This is a genomic window from Nocardia sp. CA-151230 (genome assembly GCF_050942175.1).
GTDB lineage: Bacteria > Actinomycetota > Actinomycetes > Mycobacteriales > Mycobacteriaceae > Nocardia.
In genome coordinates this window covers 950,181-972,536 of record NZ_CP192061.1, presented here as the reverse complement: position 1 = coordinate 972,536, position 22,356 = coordinate 950,181, and the positions used below count along the sequence as shown (strand labels likewise).

Genomic DNA, 22,356 nt, shown 5'->3' with positions numbered 1-22,356 from the left:
TCGGCCACGGATCACCCGAAGATGCCCGCCCGCCGCTGGGGATCGGAAAGCACATCGCGAATCAGCAGACCCAGATCGGCGTCCTGTGGGACGGTGCGATAGCGCACCTCGCACTGCTGAGTGCCGCCCACACCGACCAGCAGGCGGTTGAAGCCCTGCTGAGTGCGCTCCCAGTACACGTCAGCGCCCATCCGGTCCACCTCTATGGCCTGATCGCCGACCCGCAGCACCAGCCCCGACTGGGGATCGCGGTAGAAGATCACCCGCAAGCCGTCCATATCGTCGTAGACGCCGGCCAGCGAACCCGCGCCGACCGGGGCCGAGTTCAGCTCACCGGTCAGCGGGTTCAGCATGGCGAACTCACCGAAACCGGAATGCGAGCGCAGGTAGACCCCGGAGCCCGAGGACGCCGGACCCGACGCTCGCGGGAAACGGTTGCCACCGCGCGAGCGGCCGCCATTGGACGCGCCCGGCTGCTGGCCGCCGGGCGCGCCGCCCATCGGGCCACCCGGGAATCCACCCGAGGCTCCGGGCGCGCCGTTCGCGCCATTACCGTTGGCGCCATTGCCGTTGGCGCCGACACCGTTCTGGCCGTAGCCGCCGGACGGATTGTTGTCCGGCATGGCATTCCAGCCAGGCGCACCGTGCGGACCATGGGGCGCGGAGCCATTGGGCCCACCGGGTGCGTGCGGGCCCAGCGTCCCGCCCGGCGTCGACGGCGAGCCCGGATAGCCGGGATCCCGCCCGTCGGGCGAGCCCGGGTAGCCAGGGTTCTGTCCGGGCGATCCCGGGTAGCCGGGATTCTGCCCGTCGGGCGAGCCGGGCCATTGCGGGGACCCGTTGGGCCACTGTGGGGAACCGCCCGGCTGCTGTGAACCGGGCCACGAACCCCACGGCGGCTGTTGGCCGTTCGGCGGCAGCTGACCGCCCGGCCAGCCGGGGTCAGGCGGCGTCGGCACAACCGGATACGAACCACCTGGCGGCGTCTGCCCATGGGGCGGTATCACCGGGGGCTGTGGCAGGTGCGGCGGCTGCGGCATGTGTGGTGGCTGCGGCATGTGTGGTGGCTGCGGCATGTGTGGTGGCTGCGGCATGTGTGGTGGCTGCGGCAGGTACGGCTGACCCGGCATCGCCCCGCCTGGCATTCCGGGCCCACCAGGGTACGGCTGCCCGCCCGGTCCACCGGGCGGCAGCGGATTCGGCGGCTGCGGTGGATTCGGCGGTGCCGGTGGCTGTGGCGGATTCGCATCCGGCGGCAGCGTCCACGGCGCCGCCTCCTGTGACGGCTGCGGCGTGTACTGCGGGAACTCCGGATGGAAGTCCCGAGGCACCTTTGGCAAATGCGACCGCACATGCTCCCAATTCGGCCCCGACCGCGACGAATCCGGTTCGCCCCCGCGACCCGAGGAGTCACCGGGGTCGGCGCCATCGTTGCCGGATTCCGGCTTCTGCCCACCTGCCTCTCCACCCGCACCCGAACCGAACTCGGCCGATGGGACAGCACCATTCCCCACGTCCCCGGACACCTTAGGCGGCAGCGTCTTGGCGGCCTCCATGCCGCTCTGTTCGTCCCCGCGATTCGAGGGATCTGCGGAGTCGGCGCCATCGCTGCCAGAGCCCGGCTTCTGCCCACCTGCCTCTCCACCCACACCCGAACCGAACTCGGCCGATGGGACAGCACCATTCCCCACGTCCCCGGAAATCCTGGGCGGCAGCATCTTCCCGGCATTCATGGCGCTCGGCTCGCCGGGATCACCCCCGTCACCGCTCGCCGGCTTCTCCACACCCGCCGTCGCCGAGGCGGATTCCGCGACCAGGACGGATTCATCCTCGGATCTATCAGAAGCCCTGGGCGGCAGTACCTTCCCGGCCTCTACCCCCCTCGACTCGTCGGCGTCCTTCTCGTCACCGCTCGCCGACTTCTCCACATCGGCCGTCGCCGAAGCGGATTCCGCGACCGGAAGGGATCCGTCCTCGGATCCGTCGGAAGTCTTGGGCGGCGGCGTGTTCCCGGGTGCGGTGGCGTGTTCGGCAGGGACTTTGGTGGTGATGACCTGGGTGACAACGGAATCGGGGTCGGTGGTGGGCTTGGCGGCGTCGCCGGTGTCGGTGGCGGGCTTCGGGTTGTGGCCCGGGGCCGGGCCGCCCGCGTCGGAATCGGGGCCGTTCGGGTTCGAATTCGGGTCGCCGGGGTCGGCTTCCGGGTTGCCGGGGTGCGGGAGGTTGTCGTCGACCCACTGGGCCAGGGCGTCGGCCTGGTGGGAGTGTTCGGCCGCGTGGCGGAGATCTTCGAAGGCGGTGGCGCTGCCGGGGCCGTTCGCCAGCACCGTCTTGCCCTGCAGGTACTCGATCGTCGGATCGATGGCCTCGGGGGTGAGATCGGACTCGGCGACGCGCAGACCGGTCGCGGCGTGGAAATCGGCAATGGCCTGCCGCAGGGCGGCGCGGGCGTCGTCGCGGGCCGATTCGGCCGCCTCGTGCGGAGTGATCTCGGCGCGGACGTGGGCGGCCCACAGTCGCTTCAGCTCGGTGGACCAGCGGTCGGCGGCGGCTCGGGCCTGATCGACCCGGTCTGCGGCGGCGCGCAGGCCGTCGTCGTGTGCGGCGGCCGCGGCCGGATCGGTCGGCTTCGGGGCGACCGCGACCGCGGCCCGGTCGGTCTGGGCCGCGCGGAGTTCCCGCTGCGCCGCGGTCGATTCCCGGCGAGCGGTATCCAGGGGCGTCTCGGCGGACCTGGCGTGCGCCCGCGCCTCGGCCTCATGACCGGCAATGAGTTCCTCGATCTGATGCACTCGCACGGTCGCGTCGTGCAGACGCTGGATGAGCGGCGTGGCCGTCGCCTGTTCCTCCGGGGTGCGGGCGTGCTGCGCCGCCTCGGCGAGGGCGTCGTGATAGCGCTCGGGCGTCAGGTCGGCGGGATCGACCCGCACACCCCGGGTCGCGCTATCGCGCTCACGGAGGGCCTGATCGAGTGCCCGGCGCAGGGTGTCCACCGGGACCTCACCCGGCCGGGCACCGGCCATGAGCGACCGGTCGAGCTCGTGCTCGGCCGCACGAAGACCGTGCTCGGCCTCGTGGTAATGCTCTGCCGCAGCACGCAGTTCGGCGACCCTGGCCTCATGGTGGGGGCGCATGGCATCGAGCATGGGCAGCTGCCGGAGATGCTCGATCGTGGCGGGCAGCCGCTGCGGGGTCAGGTCCGCGGCGTCGATCCTGCGGCCCGGAGCGCCCTCGAGATGCGGCGGGTGCTCGTCGGGGTGGGTGATCCGCGACAGTGCGTAGTCGCGGGCGTTGCGTGCGTGCTCGAACTCCGCACGCGCACTGTGGAGTTCGCGCGCGGCCCGCATCGGGCGCAGCGGCTGCGGCGGCGTCCGGGACGGAGCGGTCGTTTCGTTGTATTCGTGCGCGAGCCGGCGCAGCGCCTCGATATCGGCGGCCCGCTCGCGGACCTCGGCGCGCAATTCCTCGACAGCAGCGCGGGTTTGGGCATCGTCGGGACGCTCGAACTTCTCGATCTTGCCGTCGCGGTAGGCCTCGTATGCCTTCGCCAGACGCGCCGGATCGTCGCCGAGTTCCAGGCCCTGGAGCCGAGCCCACGCGGAATCAACCCAGGAGGGATCGTCCAAACGGGGTGGCTCACCCATCAATTCGGGATCGAAGCCGCGCAGCAGGGCGGGGGCGGCCGGATCGTTGATGGGCAGCTCGCCCTCCGCCACCCTGGGATCAGTACTCGGGTCGAAGCGCAGATCGTTGTGATAGGGGTCGATGCCGCTGAGCGTGCGCGCGTATTCGGCCAGTGCGTCGACCAGTTTCGGCTGCTCCAGCGAACGGTGCTGCATGTCGTTGATCGCGCGCAGCAGGGCCTTGGGGGCGATGCTCTTCGCATCGGGCTCGAACCGGTCGGCGGTCTTGTTGTATTTGCCGGCAAGCAACTTCCCGCGCGGGACACCGAGACGCTCCGCCAGGCGATCGCGCGCGGCCAGCGCCGCCCGTTCGTCCACGCCGCGCACCGACTTCGCGTAGCGGACCAGATCCTCGACCGCCTGCAGTCGCCGCACATTGCGCAGGCCGGGATCGGTCAGGGCCCGCGCCAAGCTCTCCGGGGTCAGTTCGGCGGGCTCCAGATCGAGACGGTGCGCCAACTGCTGCAGGGCGGCGTTCAGATCGTTGAACGACTCGATGTCGTCACTGCTGCGCATGAAGTCGCGGATGCCCTCGATCTGCGCGGCGTGCAGTGCGTTGTCGTGTTGCAGGGCCTTGATGGTGTCGGCCAGTTTGTCGGGTGCGAGACTGTCCAGATCGACGCCCAGCTTGGCGGCCAGTTCATCACGTGCCGTGTGCAATTCGTCCGGCGAACGAGTCTGCTCGGGCGCGGCGGGCGGGGCCAGGTCGGCGGGCGGGGCCAGGTCGGCGGGCGGATGGTCGACGACCCGCCACGGGCCCGCCGGATGGTCGCGCACCGTGGTGGTGGGAATGGTCTCGCCACCGACCTCGGGCTCGTGGAAGCGTGCCTCGGGAGTGTGTTCCGCGACGACGTGCGTCTGCCCCTGCTCGTCCATCCTGACGGTCCGGAAGTCCAGTCGTAGACGACCGTCATTGAGCTGACGTCCGATCTCCGGGTGGTCGGCGAGGTATTCGGCCAGCGCCCGCTCGTGCGCGCCATCGGCCCTGATCACCGTCAGGCGGGGCGGATCACCCGGCAGTACGGACACTCCGCGATCGAGTGGCGCACCGCCGTGCTCGTCGGTCCAGATGCGGGCCGCATCGTCGGCGATATCGTTCGCCGTGGCGCGCAGTTCGGAGTCGGCGCGCACGTATTCATCGACGGCGCGGCCGAGATCGGCGATCTGGTCGGCGTGCTCGCGCACCGCCATGCGCAATTCGGACACAGTGTGCGGCAGGCGTTCCGGGGTCAGCTCGTCGAGGCCGACACCCAGCAGCTGGGCCCAGTTGCCCCGCTCCTCGCGGACCTGGTCGCGGTCCAGGCCCTGGGTGAAGAGCACGCCCTCCTTGCGGGTCAGCAGTTCCTCGGGCGAAAGGTCGTCGAAATGCAGGGCGGGCTCGCCGCCATTGGGGCTGGCGTCCCATTCGAGGGCGGTGAACAGCGGGGCGTCCTTGTCGAACAGCCCGAGCTTCCGAGCCAGGCGCGAAACCGCCCAGTCCCGGCGGGTCGGATCGCTGTGCACCAGCTCGCGCAGGAAGCGGCCCAGTGGATCCTTGTCGAAGTAGTTGATGTCGCGGCTGTAGGGGATGCGGGCGTCTTCGGCGTTGTAGCGCTGGGCGGCGTCGAACAGCGCCTCCACCGCTCCGGCTCGGCGCAGCATCACGTATTTCGTCTCGTCGACCAGGCGGCGCAGCGTCTCCGGATCGGCCGTGCGCACGTCGATGCCTTGGCGCGCGGCCTGTTTCAGGACCTCGCGCAAGGCCGCATCCCGGACGTCGAGGCCGTCTGCGAGGGCCTTGGGCAAGGCGTCGCGCGATACCGGCGGGTCGGGCTGGTGAGATGAGGTCGCCGGATCCGGTTGTGCCCCGGCGTGTCCGGAGGCGGGGTCGGCACCGGTGGGCAGCTCCGGCAGCGGCTCGCGCTGGGCGACCGCGGCGGGGCCGGTGATCGGATCGAGAGGCGTGTGCTGTCCGACGGGTTCCGGCTCGCCAGGATCGATGCCCGCGAACTCCAGCTCCGCCGCCATACGCGCCCGGGTGGCGGGATCCACCTCGCTGTACCAGGGTTCGTACTCGCCGCCGTCGCGGGTGCGCATGGGCACCAGTTCGGAGGCCACCTCCGGCACCCGCGCGGTGAGGTGGTTGACGAACGGCAGATCCTCGCGCGCCTTCCAGAAGGTGGCGAGCTCCTTGCCGAGGCGCGACGGGTTGACTTCGACGTGTTCGAGGAAATGGTTGTGCAGCCAGCCGCCGACCTCGTGGATGATCTGCTTCTGGCCGGTGCCGTCGATACCCGAACCCGAGGCGTACTTCGGGTACTGGCCCTTGAATCCGCTGCGCACCATGTCCCACAGGCGGCGCACGAACGGCGGGCGGACCTTGGGCCGCTCGGCCGGGAGACGGTCCCCGGGCAGGGGTGGGCGGGTGGCCGGTTCCAGGTGGCGCACGCCGTCGGCGTCGGTGCGGACCGTAGCGTGGACACGATGGCCGTCGACCTCGAGGACCAGTCGCTGCGGAGCGGACGGATCGGCGTCGTGGAAGGTGGCGGCCATCAGATCCGCGATATCGTTTGCGCGGCGGACAGTTTCGTCGCGCAGCTCGGCCAGGGTCGCGGCCCGGCGCTCCGGCGCGAGACGGTCGGTATCGACGCCGAGCAGGCGCGCCCACTCGTCGCGCACCTCCGCGAGCTGTGCGCGGTGCTGCGGATCGGTCGCCGCGTCGTGACGGGTAGCCGCGTCATCGAGGGCCTCGATCGCACCGGCGCGCAACATGTTCCGGTATTGCAGCTCGCCCGCGGCCTCCGGTAGGCGCTGCCGGGTGAGGTCGGCGTCCGACAAGCCCAGACGGGTGGCGATGTCCTGACGCAGCTCCTCGAGCGTCATGGCGCGCGGCGGGGTGCCCGCCGGGTGAGTGGAATCCGACCATGGTTCGAGCGGAAGATCCCGCGCCGGTCCCGTGGGGTGAGACGCGTTCTGCTCCAATGCCTGTCGAGCGGCGGCCTCCTCCGCCTCGGCCCGCTGCAGGCGGTCGGCGATTCCCAGGTCCCGGAACTCTGCCTCGATGGCCCGCAGCTCGCGTGGATCGACCTCGGAGCGCCAGTACTCCTCGCCGCCGTAGCGCTCATCGGTGGCGAGCGGGCGGAAGTCGCCGGAATCGCGCATCGACGCCGGATCGGCACCGGTTTCCGGATCGCCGAAAAACCCTCGCGCCCTGGCCATCTCGGCCAACTCTCGCAGCGTGGCCAGCGCGTCCGGCCGCTGCGACAACGGCTCCACCATACCCAGCCCATCGGCCAGACGCGCCAGATAGGCGAGCTCCTCAGGCGTCCGCTGACGCGCATGCTCCTCGAGCGGCGCATCCGCCAAAAACTCCGCAACCGCCTTCAAAGTAGGCGACACAACAGCCGGATTCACCGACAGCGGCTCATCCTCCGCCGTCGACGCAACCTCAACCGTCGCCGCCTCGGACGAAGGCGGCGCCAACTCAAACGTCGGATCCCCGGACCCCGGCGGCGGCAACTCCACGGTCGGGTCGCCCGACGAATGCGGTGGCACCTCCACGGTCCGAGCCTCGGAGGACTCTGACGGCAACTCGACTGTCGAGCGCTCCGGCAGCGGCGGAAGCTCAGCAGTCGGGCGCTCCGACGGCGTCACTTCAACCGTCGGGTCGCCCGGATCCGGCAGCAACTCCACGGTCGGGTCACCGGACGAGTGCGGGGGTACCTCAACAGTCGGATCGCCGGACGAATGCGGCGGCACCTCAACGGTTGGGGCCTCGGCGGGCTCCGACGGCAACTCAGCTGTCGGGCGCTCCGGCGACGGCGGGAGCTCGGCAGTCGGGCGGTCCGGTGGGGATGGAAGTTCGGAGGTTGGGTCGTCGTCCGGGTTGGGGGTGCCCGGGCCAGCGGCGGGGTCGTCGGTGCCGCCGCCGGAGCCCTTGCCGCCAGACCCGGATTTTCCGCCCGCGCCACCGGATTCTGGCTCGGTGGAGCCGGATTTCTCTGTGCCGGAGCCGTTGTCGCCGGGGACCTTGGCACCCGGACCAGCCGGGTTCGCTGATCCGGGGTCGCCGCCGGAGCCGCCGGGATCGCTTGCGGCCGGGTCGGGTGACCCGGGATCGCTCGGGGGACGGACCTCCTGGAGGTGGATTGTGCCGTCGGGGTCTACCTCGATGCGGTGGTAGGTGACGGTGCGGCCCTGCTGCTGGAGGGTTGCACGGTTGGTTTCGTCGAGGATCGTGTAGGGGTCGTCGAGGTGGGTGACGACCATGACTCCGGGCGGGTCGTAGACCAGGCCGACATTGTCGTTGAGGGGGCGATCGGTGGTCGCGTCCAGCACATCTCGGGACGCGAGCTGGTGTGCGCGGACGAAATCGCCGGGGACGCCCTGGAGTCTGGCGTGGTAGTCGGCGAAGGTGCGCAGGGCGGCGGCGCGGGCGGCGGCCACCTCGCCCGAACGCAGGTCCGCGGCCTTCACTTCGCCGAAGTAGGACACCATCTGAGACTTCGTCACGCCGGTCCGGTTCTTCACCTCGGCGATGCGGGCGTCCTCGGCGTCGAAGGCGGCATTGAGGGTGCGCTCCAGGTCGCGAATGTCTCGACCGGTCGGGTCGACGCCGAACTCCCGCGCCAGCGCGTCCAGCCTGGGTCGCTCGACATTCTCGGCCCGGTCGCGGGCGTCGTGCGCCCGCTGGATGGTTTCGCGGATCTCGGTGGCGACGGCCGGATCCGCGGGCACGTGCACCCTGCTCGGACCGACAGGTTCCCAGGCTCCGCCCGGACCCGAAACCACCGGTCCCCCACTGGGATCCACACCCGCATTGGGATCATTGCCCGCGTCTGGGTAGCTACCCGCAGTGGAATCTGTCGCCGCAGTCGGGTCCACACCTGCGTTGGAGTCCTTGCCCTCGTTCGCGTTGGTCGAGTTGTCGCCCGGCTTGCCGCGGTTGGGATCGCCGGAACCGTCAGGGTCGTCGGAACCGGTCGGGGGTTTGGACGAGCCGTCGCCGCCGTCGTCGCCGCCCTTGCCCGCGCCGCTCTGGCGGGCCTGCTCGCCGGGATCGGTTGCGCCGGTTCCGGAGTCGTCGGAGGTGGGCTTGCCGCCGGGGCCGCCGGGCTTCGAAGGGTCCGAACCGTCGCCGGAGCCGGTGCCGGAATCGTTCCCGGAGTCGCCGCGGGGGTCCTCGCCGGGGTCGTGGTCGGTGAGATGGCGGTCGACCCAGTCGGCGAAATCTTCCGCGGTGTGCAGTTTTTCGGCGGCGGCCCGCAGGTGTTCGGCCGCGGCCATGGCTACAAGCGGGTCCTCGCCCGGGGCGGTGATGATGGTGCGGTTCGACAGGTCCGCGATGGTGTCGGCGAGATTGGCTCGGGTGAGCGCGGTTTCGTCGATGTGCACGCCCAGCTGGCGGCGCACGTTCTCGATCGCGGCACTCAGGTCGGCGCGGGCATTGTCGACGGCGCGCGCCGCGGCGGCCTGTGGAGTGTCGGCGGCATGACGGGCGTCGGCGGCGAGGTGGTCGAGCTGGGTCTGCCAGCGGGACGCACGGTCCGCAACGTCGAGATGGTGTTCGGCGACGTCGGCGAGGCGGAGCAGGCTGCGCTGTTCGGGGGTGAGCTGGTCGCCCGGGATGTCACCGAGTTCCCTTCGGGTCCGGTCGATCCAGTCGCGGGTGAGGTCGGCCTCGGTGACCGGGAGACCCGCCCGCGCCGACTCCACGGCCAGCTTGGTGATGTCGGCGTCCTGGCGGGCGTAGTTCAGTTCGCGCTCGGCCTGCTGCTGCGGCGACTCCCCCGCGCGCACCGACTCGATCGGCTCGGGACGCACCGCGCCCTGAAAGTCCAGTGCGGTCTGGTACCGCTGCACGGCCTCGCGGAGGGGGTCGAGTTCGTGGGTGAGCTCCGCACCGCTCTCCGGCAGTCCGCGCGAGATCCGGTCCAGCTGCCCGACGATCTGATCCCGATCCTCGGGCCAGCGCCCCGGAGTGGCGGCCGCCTCGGCGACCACATCGGCTCCGGCACTGTCGACTTCGCGACGCCATACATCGGCCGGTGTGTCGCCGGGGCCCGCCGCGGCCTCGATGGACGCGCGCACTCGCGCCTCCTGGCCGTCGACGCGGGCCTGCGCGTCATTGAATTCGGTGGCCGCGCGGGACAGCTCGTCGATGCGCTGCTGGGAGTTGAGCGCATGACCGTCCTCAGTGGTACGGGTGGCCAGGTACTCGAGGGTGCCGGGCAGTCGTCCGGGAGTCAGATCGCTCGCGCTCAGGGGGCGGTCCGAGCCGGAGTCCAGGTGGCTCAGGGCGGCGTCGCGCTGTTCGAGGGCCAGGTCGCGGGCCTTCCTGGCTTCGACCAGATCGCCTGCCTCCTCGAGCGGACTCCGATGTGGCGCTTGTGTTTCCGGTGTCGAGGTGAGCGCGTAGTGTTCGGCGGCCAGTCGCTGCAGCTCGTCGATATCCGCCTCGCGGGCGCGGACCTCGGCGCGCATCTCGTCGAGCATCTGCTTGAACTTTTCCGCCTTGGGGCGCTCGTGCTCCTCGATCTTGCCGTCGCGGTAGACCTCGTAGACCTCGGCGAACCGGGCGTCCCTGACGCCCTGGATCAGTTCGACGTAATCGCCGATCGACAGCGGGCGTTGATCGGACGCCATCCCCGCCATGTATTCGTCGAAGGACGCCCGGACCGCGTTCAGCTCCTCCGACGTGAGCTTGCGCTCCCTGAGCCGCTCGAGCGTGGCGTGCTCCGGCAGCGAGCCCAAGGCCTGTCTCATCTGCTCCGGCGACATCCGGTCGTGCAGGCCCGGCAGCTGCTGGCGATACGACTCGACCATGCGGTCGACGTCGTGGACATCGGTGCCGAGCAGGTGCGACCAGACGCCGGTGGCCTGTGACGGATTGCCGGAAAGCGGTCGCTCGCCGACGGTTTCGCTCAACAGGCTGTGCAGCAGCGCGGTCGCGGAGTCGGTGTGGATCGGCAGTACGCCGTCGGCCGCGCGCGGGTCGAAACGCGGGTCGAAACGCAGGTCCGGATGGTATGGGTCGACGGCTCCGAGTGCGCGCGCGTACTCGGCGAGCGCCGCGGCCACGTGCGCGCGCTCCCCTTCGCGGCCCAGCGCATTGTTGATGGCGCGCACCATCGCGGGCTTGCTGGTGCTGCCGGCCTCCGGCCCGTAGCCGGTGATCCTCCGCTTGTCGTCGCTCTTCTGGTACTTCGATCCGTGCAGGTCCTCCGGCTCGACGCCGAGCCGCCGCGCGAGCCGGTCCCGGGCGGCGACGACCTCCGGCCCCTTGGTCTTGCCCAGCTGTTTCGCGTAGTCCAGCAGATCGCCGATGGCCTGTGTGCGACGCGCCTTCGCAGTTTTCGGGTCGGTGATCGCCTCGGCGACGCGTTGCGGCGACATGTGCTCGGGGTCGATGCCCAGCACGTGGCCCAGATCGCCGAGCTTGTCGCTCAGCTCGTGGAAGTTCTCGATGGCGTCGCTGCTGCGAATGTAGTCGGCCATGCCCTCGATCTGGGCGGCCCGCAGCATATTGTCCTGGCGCAGGGCGGCGATAGTCTCGTCGAGGTGCTCGCCCAGATCCATGTGGGTGGCGCCCTCGAGACGGGCAGCGACCGCATTGCGTTCGGCGCGCACCACATCCGGATCGCGTGGTGCACTCGGGGTTTCGCTCCGGGCGGGCGTCTCGGGCTCCGGTGTGGCGGACCGGCTTTCGGGCTGGACGACCTCCCAGGGACCGTGGCCGTCACGCAGCATGAGCACTGGGGCGCCGTCACCGCCGGGCTCCAGATTCGAGAAGCGGACCCGCGGTGTGGCTTCGTCGACGACGTGGAGCACGCCGTCGTCGTTCATGCCGACAGTGCGGTAATCCAAGTGCAGGTCACCGCGATTGAGCATGTCGGCCAGTCGCGGATACTTGGCGAGGGCCTCGGCCAGCCGGGCGTGGTGGTCATCGTCGCCGCTGATCACGACCAGACGGTTCGGGTCGCCGGCGTGCTCGCCCGGACGCACCCCGATTCCGGGCTCGAGCATGGCGCCACCATTGGCGTCCATCCAATCGTGCGCCGCGCCGTCGATCAGGTCTCGGCCCTGCTGCTTCGACGCTTCGTCCAGCTGGATGAAATGCTCCACCGCGGCGGACAATTCGTTCAGATGGTCACGGGCGTCGCGCACCGCCATCCGGTGCTCGGCAATGGTGCGATCGAGTCCACCGCGATCCGGACCGAGTTCCTCCAGGTCGATACCGAGCAGCTGAGCCCAGTTCGATCGCTCCTCGGCGAGCTGGTCGCGCAGCAGAGCGTCACGGAACAGATCTCCCCGTTCGCTCTGCCGGAACCCTTCGTCCGCATCCTCGAAGTGGTTCGCCCACTCGCCGTTGTTATTGGTGCCCACGGCGTCGAGGAAGGTGTTGCGGGGCTTCTTCGGCTGGAACCGCTCCGACGGATCCTCCTGTGCGGCACCGTATTTCTCCCGCTTGCGGTCGGCCTGTGCCTGTCGGCGCTCCAGTTCCTGGACCGCGTGGACCTCACGCACGAAGCGGCCCAGCGGATTCTTGTCATTGTGGGCGACCGGACGCCTGGGGACCCGCGCCTCCACCTCGTTGAACTCGTGCGCGACGTGGTTCAGGGCCTCGAGCGCGGCGGCGCGACGGAGCAGCTTGTACGCCTCGTCGGTGATGACACGGCGCAGCTGCTCCGGAGTCGCCTCGGAGAGCTCGTATCCGTGGGCGGCGGCCACCCGCGCCAGCTCGCGCAGCGCGGCGTCGCGGGCGTCGATCGCGTGCGCCACGGGTTCGGGCAGGTTCGAAGCCCAATGGTGTTCCGGCGGAGCCGGCAGTTCCGGGGCATACGATCCGGCTGGAAGCTCCTGCGTCTGCCCTTGTCGACCTTCTCGGAGGTAGTCCGCTTCGGTCTTCATCCCGCCCAGGCGCAGGCTGTGCTCGATCTCGGCGCGGAGGTTGGGATCGGCCTCGGAGAACCAGGGTTCGTATTCGCCGCCGCGGCGGCCGCGCATGGGGACGACATCCGCGGAGACATCCGCGACGCGGCTGGTCCAGCGCTTCAGGAACGGCATCCGCTCCCGCGCCTTCCAGATGGTGGCGCCCTCCTTGATGGCGCGGGCGATGGGAGCCTCCCCCAGGACCTCGATCGTGTGGGGTTTGTGTCCCGGGGCGACATGCTCGTGCGGATTCGCCTCCTCTTCGAGGGGGAAGTCGTGGCCGAACATGTGGGCGACGCCCCGGATGACCTTGGCCTGTCCCTCACCGTCACCGTGTTCGTAGCCCGACATGTACTTGGGGTACTGGCCCTCGTAGCCCTTGAACGAGCGCCAGGCCCGCCGGAGCAATCCGACTTTCTGTTCCGGGGCAACGGGTTTCGACTCGAACGCCACGTTCGGGCGATCGACGACCCGGAGCCCGTGCGTTCCATCCGGGCCCGCGGTGACCTCGACATGCACGCGGTGGCCATCGGCCTCGAGGACCAGCCGCGGACCGGCCGCCGGGTCCGGCTGGTGGAAGGTCGCGGCCATCAGGTCCGCGACATCGCTCGCGCGACGCAGGGTTTCGTCGCGCAGACCGGTGAGGACACCCTCGGGATCGCGGGCCAGGTGTTCGGGATCGACGCCGAGCAAGCGCGCCCACTCGTCGCGGATCTTTCCGAAGACCTCACGCCCTTCGGGCGTGGCCGCTCGATCGCGCAGGTGCATCGCATCGGCGAGCGCCTCGATCGCGCCGGCGCGCAACAGGTTTCGGTACTGGAGTTCACCGGCCAGCTCGGACAGGTGTTCCGGAGTGAGGTCCTCGGGCCGCAGGCCCAGGCGGTCGGCCAGCTCCTGGCGCAATTCCGGCAGTGTGTAAGCGCGCGGTTCGCCCTCGGCGGGACCGTGATTCGTTGCTGCCCACGGCTCGAGCGGCAGCTCGGGGGGCGTCTCCCCCGCGGGGCGTTCCACCGGTTTCGGAAGGAAGCGCTCCTCGTCCGACAGCCGGCCGAATTCTTCCGGGCGCAGTGCGCGCGGCGGGCGATCACCCGACGGATCACCGAAAGCACCACGGGCGCGGGCATTCTCGGCCACGTCCCGAATGGCGGCCAGCGGATCCCGCTGCTGACCGATGAATTCCTCCATGCCGAGGGCGTCCATCAGGCCCTTCGCGTACGCCTGTTCGGCGGGCGTGTGCTCACGAAGGCTGGGCGGGGCTTCGGACCGGCCCAGGTAGTCGGCCACCGCGTGCAGGGCCGAGGAGGCGTCCACCGGATCGGCGGGATGTATCGGCTCCGCCGCGGGGATGAGCAATTCCTGGGTACGGGCCTCGGGGAAGACCGGATCGACGAGGGTGTCGGTGTGCAGGCGGCTATCCGGCAGCGTGGCCTCGACGGTCGAGCCCGGACCCTGGCCCGGCTCGGTCGGATTCGGGCCAGGCTCGGTCGGATTCGGGTCGTTGAAGGTGACCGGCTCGTCCGGTCGGCCACCGGCGCTGTCCCACATCTGATCCGCGGTGGTCTTGGCCGCGGAGGCTTCGGCCTCCGCTTCGGAAGCTCGCGCTTCGTACCGGGCGCGGTCGGCGCTGCCCTCCGGCAGCGAATCGGCCACACCGCGCAGCCACTTCGCGCGCTGGTCCGCCATCTCGGCATTCCAGTCGGCTTGGACCGCCTCCTCGCGCCGTAGCCAAGGGCTGCGCTCGTCCGGCTCAGATGCCGTACCGGAGGTTTCGGGCTGCTCGCCATTGCCTGCGGGCGTCTCGTGGTCACCGCTGTTCGGCTCGGGCTCTGGACCGGGGGCGGCCTTGTTGCCCGGGCCCGGGGGTTCCTCGCCTCCGGCGCCACTGGCGGCCGGTTCGGCGGGGTAGTCGCTCTCGGGCTCGACTCGGTCGGCACCCTCGGTCTCGTTCCGCCGGGCATCACCGGATTCGTCCTGGTCACCGGCCTTCTGATCGCGGGCGCGCGGGTTGCCCTCGTCGCCGCCGTCGGGCTTGCCCGGCTCGGCAGCAGCTTCGGTTTCGCCGTGGCGGCCCTGCGGCTCGACCGGAGCCGACTCATCTTGTGCACCAAGGCTATTCGAATCGTCCGCCAGGTTCGACGGAATCGCTTCCGGCCGTGTGCCGCCGACCTGCGAATCATCGCCGGCGATCTCGACCTTCGGTGGTGCGGCGGCGCGGCGGGCGGCCGGAGCGTGCTCCTCCACCGAGTTCGGGCCGGTCGGCCTCGAAATCGCTTCGGGCGGCATGTGATAGGAGGCGTCGATGCGCGCGTGCTCCGCCATGCTGTCCATCAGGTGCCAGTACAGGACCTTTGCCGGTTCGGACGCCCGTTCGCCGTTGTACTCGACCTCCTGCAGCGCCTCGGCCATCGCCTCGCCGCCGTCGAACTTGTACTTGGGGCCCACGCCCACGCGCTCGGTCCCGCCGCGGCTGTACCCGCTGAGCTGATCCAGCCAATCCTGGAAGGCAGCGCGGAACTCCTTGCGACCCAGGTCGGGTCGAGTCGCCTCGAAGTAGTCCCGCAGGACCCGCAGCGCACTCCTGGACGGCCGATTCCGGATCGCCCCGGCCGGTGTGGCCTCGACGTCCATCGCGTGCGCGAGCTCGTGCACGATCACCGCGTGCACGGGGCGTCTGGAGGCGCCTCGCGGTGTGACGCCCGCCTTCACCTCGATGCCGATCGCCTTCCGCAGCAGGGCGTAATCGTGCGCGTAGTGCGCGTTCAATACGATCGCGTCGGCCTCCAGCTTCCGCGGCCCGCCTTCGAAGCGCCTCGGGATCGTGCGCTCGCAGTAGGCGTAGACGTTGTTGTCCGCCATCTCCTCGATCGAGATGCGCTTCAAATTCCGGACGGCCGGATAACGCCGCATCATGTCGTCGACGGCACGCGCGAATTCCCGCGCGACATGCGGATCGACCGTCGCGTCGTCGAATCCGGTGACCTCCAGACCCCAACGTTCGCCGAGCTCTTCGGCCACCTCCGACGGTGATTTCGACGACCATTCGTCCAGCGGGAGGTTGATGGTCTGCCGCTCCTTGGCAGAAGCCGCGAGGTACTCCTCCTTCGGCACCCGCGGACCCCGCTCCGATTCCGGTGGGGGAATGGGCTTTCCGTCGTCGTACCCGGTCGGGCGTTGTTCCCTGCCGGACGCAGGCTCGCCCTCATGCGGCTGTGACGTGTGCTCGCCGCCGGGCTCCTCGGACCGCCTGCCGAAGCGAGAATCCCTGGGCTGCTCGGTTTCCAGGGGACGCTCGCTCCCGGGACGCGCCCGCTCCGGCCGCGCCTCGTCGGAGCCACGCTGCTCTGGCCGCTCGCCGTCCGGCCGAGCGGCATCCGAGCCGCGGGCCGCCTCGGCAACCGGACGCTCCGCCGCTTCGGACGGCTCTCGAACACCGCTGCTCTCGGGCGAATCTTCCTCTGCCCGCTGCGGCCTTTCGGTCGGCTCCGAATCGTGCGGAGCGCGCACGGTTTCGCGGGCGGCCTCCGACTCCCCCTGCCTCGGCTCGACCTCGACCGAGGGAAGTTCATCAGCCCGAATCTCTCTGGGCCGCTCCGCATCCGGACGATCTGCGACGGACGATTCCCCGTCACGCTCCGCCGTGTGCGTCGTGCCGGTCGGCTCGTCGTCCACCGCCTTCTCCGGCTTCGTGGACGGCTCGGACTCCCGCGGGTCCCTCGCCGGGTCACGCACAGCATCCGGCTCACGGGCCGGACCGCGCTCGTGGATGGCCGCGGGATCGGTTGCGGCGTCCACCGTCTTCTCCGGCTGCGCGGACGGCTCGGATTCCCGCGCATCACTTGCCGGATCACGTACAACATCCGGCTCACGGGTCGGACCCGGCTCGTGGAGGACCGCGGGATCGGTTGCGGTCGCCGGATCGTGTGCTGCTGGCGCAACATCGTTCGTGGTGGGCTCGGCTGTATCCGAGGGCGGCCGCGATTCCTCATCGGCTGGGATGGCCGTGTCGCGCTGCGGCGACGGCGAATGGTCGGGGGCGGGGTGCTCGCCCGGCAGGGAGGCTGCGGGCTGCGGTTCCTCGCGGTCACGGGTGCCCGTCGGGGTGGGCGATTCCGCTGGGGCTCCGAGGTTTTCGTGATCGTGGGTGTTCGATGCGCTGTTGGCGCCCGGGTCGTGGGTGGGAACGGGCGGGGGCTCGATGCGGGTGCGGGGGCCGCCTTCGGCGGGGTGCTGGGCGGCGTGTTCGGCCAGGGCGTCGACGAGGACCTGGTGGATGACCTTGGCGGCCGGACTGGCGTTTTCGCCGTTGAGTTCGACGTCCTGGAAGGCCTCGGCCAGGGCTTCGACCTTGTCGATGCGCTTGTTGAGGGGGTCTCGACCGTCGAAGCTGTAGCCCGAGAGGCTCTGCTCGAGCCAACGCCGGAACCCGACGATATTGCCGTTCTCGGCCACATAATGCCTCGCAAGCGCGTCCATCATGCCGTTGCGGGCTTTACCCTGGCCGGTCCAGTCCATCGCATGCGCGAATTCGTGCATGATCGTCGCGTAGATCGGACGGGTGCCCGAGCCACGCACGTCATGGCCGGAAGCCTCGTCCCGCATGGCCAGTCGGTGCGCCTCCGCCGGATCGCGTGCGTACCGCTCGTTGAGAACGATCTTCTCGGCGTACCAGCCGACCTTGGGACTCTTCTCCGGTGTCGACCGCGCGTAGACCTTGTCCGGCAGATCCCCGATCCCGACCGAACGCACATTGGTGGCGGGATACTTCTCGAACATGGCGTCGACGGCGCGCGCGAACTCGCGCAGGACCTCGGGATGAAGATCGGAGTCGAATCCGAAAACGTCTATGTCCCAGCGCTGTTCGAGCTTCTCGGCAATCTGCTCAGCGTTCAGGCCGGACCACTCGTCATCGATCTGCAAGGCCCATTCCGGCTTGTGCCTCTCGGCGTCCGTCGCCTCGTGAGCGGCGTCGTGCCGCGCGGTGGGCGTTTGCTCGTGCCGGTCGCCGCTGTGCGCCGGAGGCTCGCCACCTGCGCGCGAATCGGCGACTCGGGCCTCCGACTCCACGCGCTCTTCGGTGTGGCCGGGTGCGCGCTGCGAATCATGCACGGGCACTGACTCGTTCGGAGCGACCGACTGCGTGTGCTCATCGCCCGGCCCGCCGGGACGATCCACCTGCGGTGCGCGCTCGGTGCCAGCGTCGGAGCGGTCCGCCGCAGCCGTTCCACGGGACGGCTCATCCACGCCGGCCGACTCGAGGTCGGCGCTTCCGGAGGACCGCGTTTCCTCCCGCGGGGCTACCTCGCCACCGGTGTCCTCCGGCGATACCGGTGCGGTCGCCCGATCCGGCTCGGAACGCCGCGGATCGTCGGGTTCCTCAGCGGAAGGCCGCTCGTCCGACCGAACTTCGCTGGGCTGCCGGGCATCCGGATGATCGTCGGCCGCCGGCTGCCCCTCACGAGACTCGCCCGGCTGAGGCTGACCATCCGGACGCGGCTGATCCTCTTCGCGCGGGGCCTCCTCGGAACGCGGCTCGTTCTCCTCGCGCGGGGTCTGTTCCGAACGCGACTCGTTCTCATCACGCGGGGTCTGTTCCGAACGCGACTCGTTCTCATCACGCAGGGTCTGTTCCGAACGCGACTCGTTCTCATCACGCGGCTGCTCATCAGGACGCGACCGGCCCTGTTCGCTTGGCGGGTCCGCTGGGCGCGACTCCCCTTCCGGACGTGACGACCGATCATCCGGACTCCGCTGATCGTCCGAGGCCCGGACCGGCTCGGGCGCCGGGGTCGACTCGGTTCGCAGTTCGGGCGGGATCGCGTCGGCGGTGGCTTCCTCGGACTCGGCGGTCTCCTGTTCGGGCGTGGCGTGGTGACCGAAGTGCACCGGATCCAGGCCCGCGCGGGTTCTGGCATTGAGCGGATCGACGGCCGCGCCGCCCTTTTCGGCGGGTTCGAAGAGGATGGCGTGGGTGGCCTGGGTCTCGCGAGGCACATCGGGCGGGAAGCCGTGTTCGCGACCGGCCCCGGGGTCGAGGACCTTCACCTCGCCGCCGTCATTGATCAATACGTAGCCGTGCGCGCCGACACCGTGCTCGTCGGCGGGACCGGCGTAGCGGTCGATGACCAGCGCGGAGGAGCCCGGGCCCAGTTCGAGCAGTCGGGCGGCGATGGCATCGTGGTCGTCGTAGGTGCGCAGCTTGCCGCCCGCCGCCGCCACGACCTCCGATACGGACATGCCCTCCGGGCCGACCGCGCGATCCGGTACCCGGATCGAGTCGTTACCCGTGATCATCCGCAGCAGGCGCAGGGAGAGTTCGGCGCAGCGCCCGCGATTCGGGTTCTCCGGGCCACGGGCCGGTTCCGATTCCGGGTCATGATGCGAGGCAGGAACTTCCGAAGGCTCGGCGAGCGTGCCCGGATGCGCCGTGGCGCCATCCCCGCGCTTGGGCGCACCATCGCGCCGATCGGCCGGGCGTTCGGTGGTGACGGACCGTTCGGGCGCGCGATCGGCTCCGGTGCTCGCGTGCGGCCGATCAACCCCGGCAGCCCGATGCTCCGGCGCACGTCCGACCGGGTGATCGCCGAGGGGAATCGGCGCGACCAGCAGTCCCGCGTCCGGGTCGGCCGGGTCGTGTTCGTCCTTCGACCGGGTGCCGTCGTGCACCTCCCCATTCCGCTGTGCCGCACCAGGTTCCGGCCGCTCCCCGGCGGAATGCGGACGCTCGGAATCGGGGTGGTTCGCACCCGCCGGGGACGCCGGGCGATCGGCGGAACCATCACGCGGCTGCGAATCCACATGCGACTGCGGATCGCCCTGGCGCGACTGCGGATCATCCTGCCGCGACCGAGGATCGGACTCGCTCGGGGACGGATCATCGGTACGCGCTGCGGATTCCTCACGCTGCGGCACCGAGTCGTCGGCGCGCGGCGTGGGGTCGTCGTGTTGAGCCACCGAATCGTCGTGCGACGGGATGGAATCATCGTGCGACAGTGCGGAATCATCTCGGTGCGTGCCGGATTCGTCACGCTGCGCGGTGGGCTCGGTGCCCTCGCGTCCGTCGTGGGTGCGCGTCGCAGCGGGATCGCGGGCCTCGTCCGCATGGTCCAGGGCTCCGTCGCGTTCCGGCGTGGTGTCCGGGTGCGGTTCCGTCTCCCGGGGCGCATCGGAATCGCGCGAATCCCGCTGTTCCACCGGGTGATCGGAATCCGAGCGAGCGGTGGCGCGCTCGCGTTCTGGCTCCAGACCTGCCCGGGAGGCGGGTTCGTCGCCGACGGCCGACTCGCGGGGTTCCTCGGAGTGGGCGCGAGAATCCGGCTGTTCCACACGGTCATCCGACACCGGAGGCGAATCGGTACCACTTGCCTCCGGGCGCTGTTCGGTTGCGAGCGGATCGGTGGGCTCGGGAGCGAGCGGGTGTTCCGTCTCAGGGAGCAGTGCCTCGGGGGCGCGGGGTTCCTGCTGCGCGACAGGCTCTTCCAGGCCGGGGCGCACGGTCGCGCTGTCCTCCGAGGCGGCGTGCTCGGGCACACGCCCGGTCTCGGGGGCGGCTGGGCGGGCCTGGGCTCCCGTAGCCGGGCGGGCATCCGCTCCTTGGGGGCGGGTCGTATCCGGGCGAGACCCGTCGGTGCGCGGGGCATCGGCGCGCGCCCCGGCGGCATCGCCCACACGGGCACCCGCCGGACGCGCCTCGCCGGTCGGGCGGACCTCGGCGGTCGGACGGGATGTCTCCGAGACCGCGCGCGGCTCGGGAGTCGCCGTTCCGTGCTGGGGAGCGGCCACGGCGGAAGCAGAGGCAGCCAGGGCCGGGCTGCCCGGAACCTGAGTTCCGCTGGCGGAAGCGGCGATCGGGGAATCCGCGTGTTCGGCGACCGTTCCCGACGCGGCGGCCGGGGACGCGCCCGCATCGTGCGAGACGGCCGGTCCGGCCGGGGCGCTCTGCGGGGACAGACCGTGGGAGTTCCCGGCGTCCCCGGCGCGTGAATCCGCGGGCGGGGGAGCCGCACCGGAATCCGCGGTGGCGGCGGTGGCGCTCGAGTCCCCTGGGGTGGCCTCGGAGGTGCTCCCGGAGCCGCGCCCGCCGTTGTCGGGTGACACCGAATTGCCGCCGGATGCGGAACCCGGTGCGGTTCGGGAGTCGGTGCTGGGTGCGGCCGACTGCGCGGCCGAGTTGCCTCCACCCGCCGGAGCGGTCTCGCCTACCCGACCGCCGCCCGTGACCGGGTCGGTTCCGGAGGCGGGAGCCATCCCCGTATTGCCGGGACTGGTGGCGGCCGACGTCGGCGCGGGTGTCTCACGACTTCCCGCCTGGACACCGGATTCCATAGTGCCGCTGGAACTTTCATGAGCATGCACCTGCGACTGCGCGCCGGAATCGGCGGGCGTGTGCGCCACGGACCCGGTGTCCGACGGGGCATGGGACTGGCCGCCGTGGTCACCGCCGGTCGCCGCGCCCGGATCCTCTGTCGTGCCGCGATCCGCGGGTGCGCGGGAGTCGGAGGCGCCATAGCCGCCGTTGCCATTCGAATCGCCACCCTCGGGGCGCGCCGTACTGCCGTCGCCGGTGGGGCGCGCGTCGGAATCGTGTGTGTCACCCGCGAATCCGGCGGCATGGGTCCGGGGTCCGCCGCCGTCATCGCCGCCGACATGACCATAGCCGCCCTGGTCACCGCCGCTATGGGAGTTTCCGGCGAAGTCGCCGGTGCTGCCCGCATCGGGGCGGAAACCGACATTGAAATTGTCGGGCACTCCCGCCCGCATGCGCGCCACCCGTGGTTCCCAGAACTGATGAGACGCCGTGTGATTCAGACCGGAAAGACCACCGTTGGCGACGCCCGCGGTCAGCATGCGCGGATCGAAATTCGTGAAGGCGTTGCCCATGTTCTTGAAGGCGTCGCCCCAACCGTGCTGGTACGCGTCGAGGCCGAACTGCGCCCCGGTACCGGCCAGGAATCCCGCTCCCGCACCGGCCAATCCGGCGCTCGTGCCGGTGATGGCCGCGCTCAGATAGTGGTTCATGGCCGAGCCCTCGAAGTGCTCGCCCAGCGCCTTGCCAACCTTGCCGCCAGCGATGCCGCCCGCGGCCGAACTGACGGCGGTGACGCCGATCTTGCCCCAGTCCAGGCCACTACGGTGCCCGGCCGCGATCTGGTAGCCCTCGATGCCCACTTCCTGGAGCACGCCCAGCCCGGCGTCCATCACGAAATGCCGCAGCATGAATTTCGCCAGCGACGAGCCCACCAGCTTGCCGACGTATTCGGCGATGCGCTCGACCGCCTCCCTGCCGATGATGCGCACGGCTATGCGGGTGGCCGCCTGCGCCGCCGCCTCCACGGCCGGGGCGGTGGGCGGGAAGACCCAGGCCGCCGCCATCTCGAACGCCAGTATGGCCAGCGACGAGTAGAACATCAGCTTGGTCGATTCGATCTCGGTTCCGGTGTCGTGCACCGAATCACCCAGCTGATCGAAGAAGCCCGCCAGATCCAGGATGGAGGTATTGCCGTCCTGTTTCCCGCCGGCACCGGCCATCAGGTCGAACTGCTTGGCCATCTGGTCCCGGCCGTCACCGTCGACATACGCGGCCAGCGTGGCGGACTTGGCCGCGTCCATACCCGAGACCTGGTCACGCAGGCCGCCGGCCGCGTTCTTCCAGTAGGTAGCCAGGTCCCACATCTGGTCTTCGTTGCCCTCGGGCCATTCGACACCGACGATCCAGCCCAGCCATTCGAGTTCCGAGGGCAGTTCGAGAGCCATGGTCGGCTACCTC

Annotated in this window: 1 protein-coding gene; it reads right to left on the bottom strand. The window is 70.4% G+C overall.

The window, feature by feature from the left end; translation table 11 throughout:
* Positions 1 to 11: 11 nt before the first annotated feature.
* Positions 12 to 22,343, bottom strand: a complete 22,332-nt coding sequence (locus ACQP1O_RS04210) for a hypothetical protein (protein WP_433564576.1) — start codon at positions 22,341 to 22,343, stop codon at positions 12 to 14.
* Positions 22,344 to 22,356: the final 13 nt, after the last annotated feature.

Excerpts from the sequence above, each read along its gene's own strand:
- ACQP1O_RS04210 (WP_433564576.1), bottom strand. The coding sequence starts at position 22,343 with ATGGCTCTCGAACTGCCCTCGGAACTCGAATGGCTGGGCTGGATCGTC.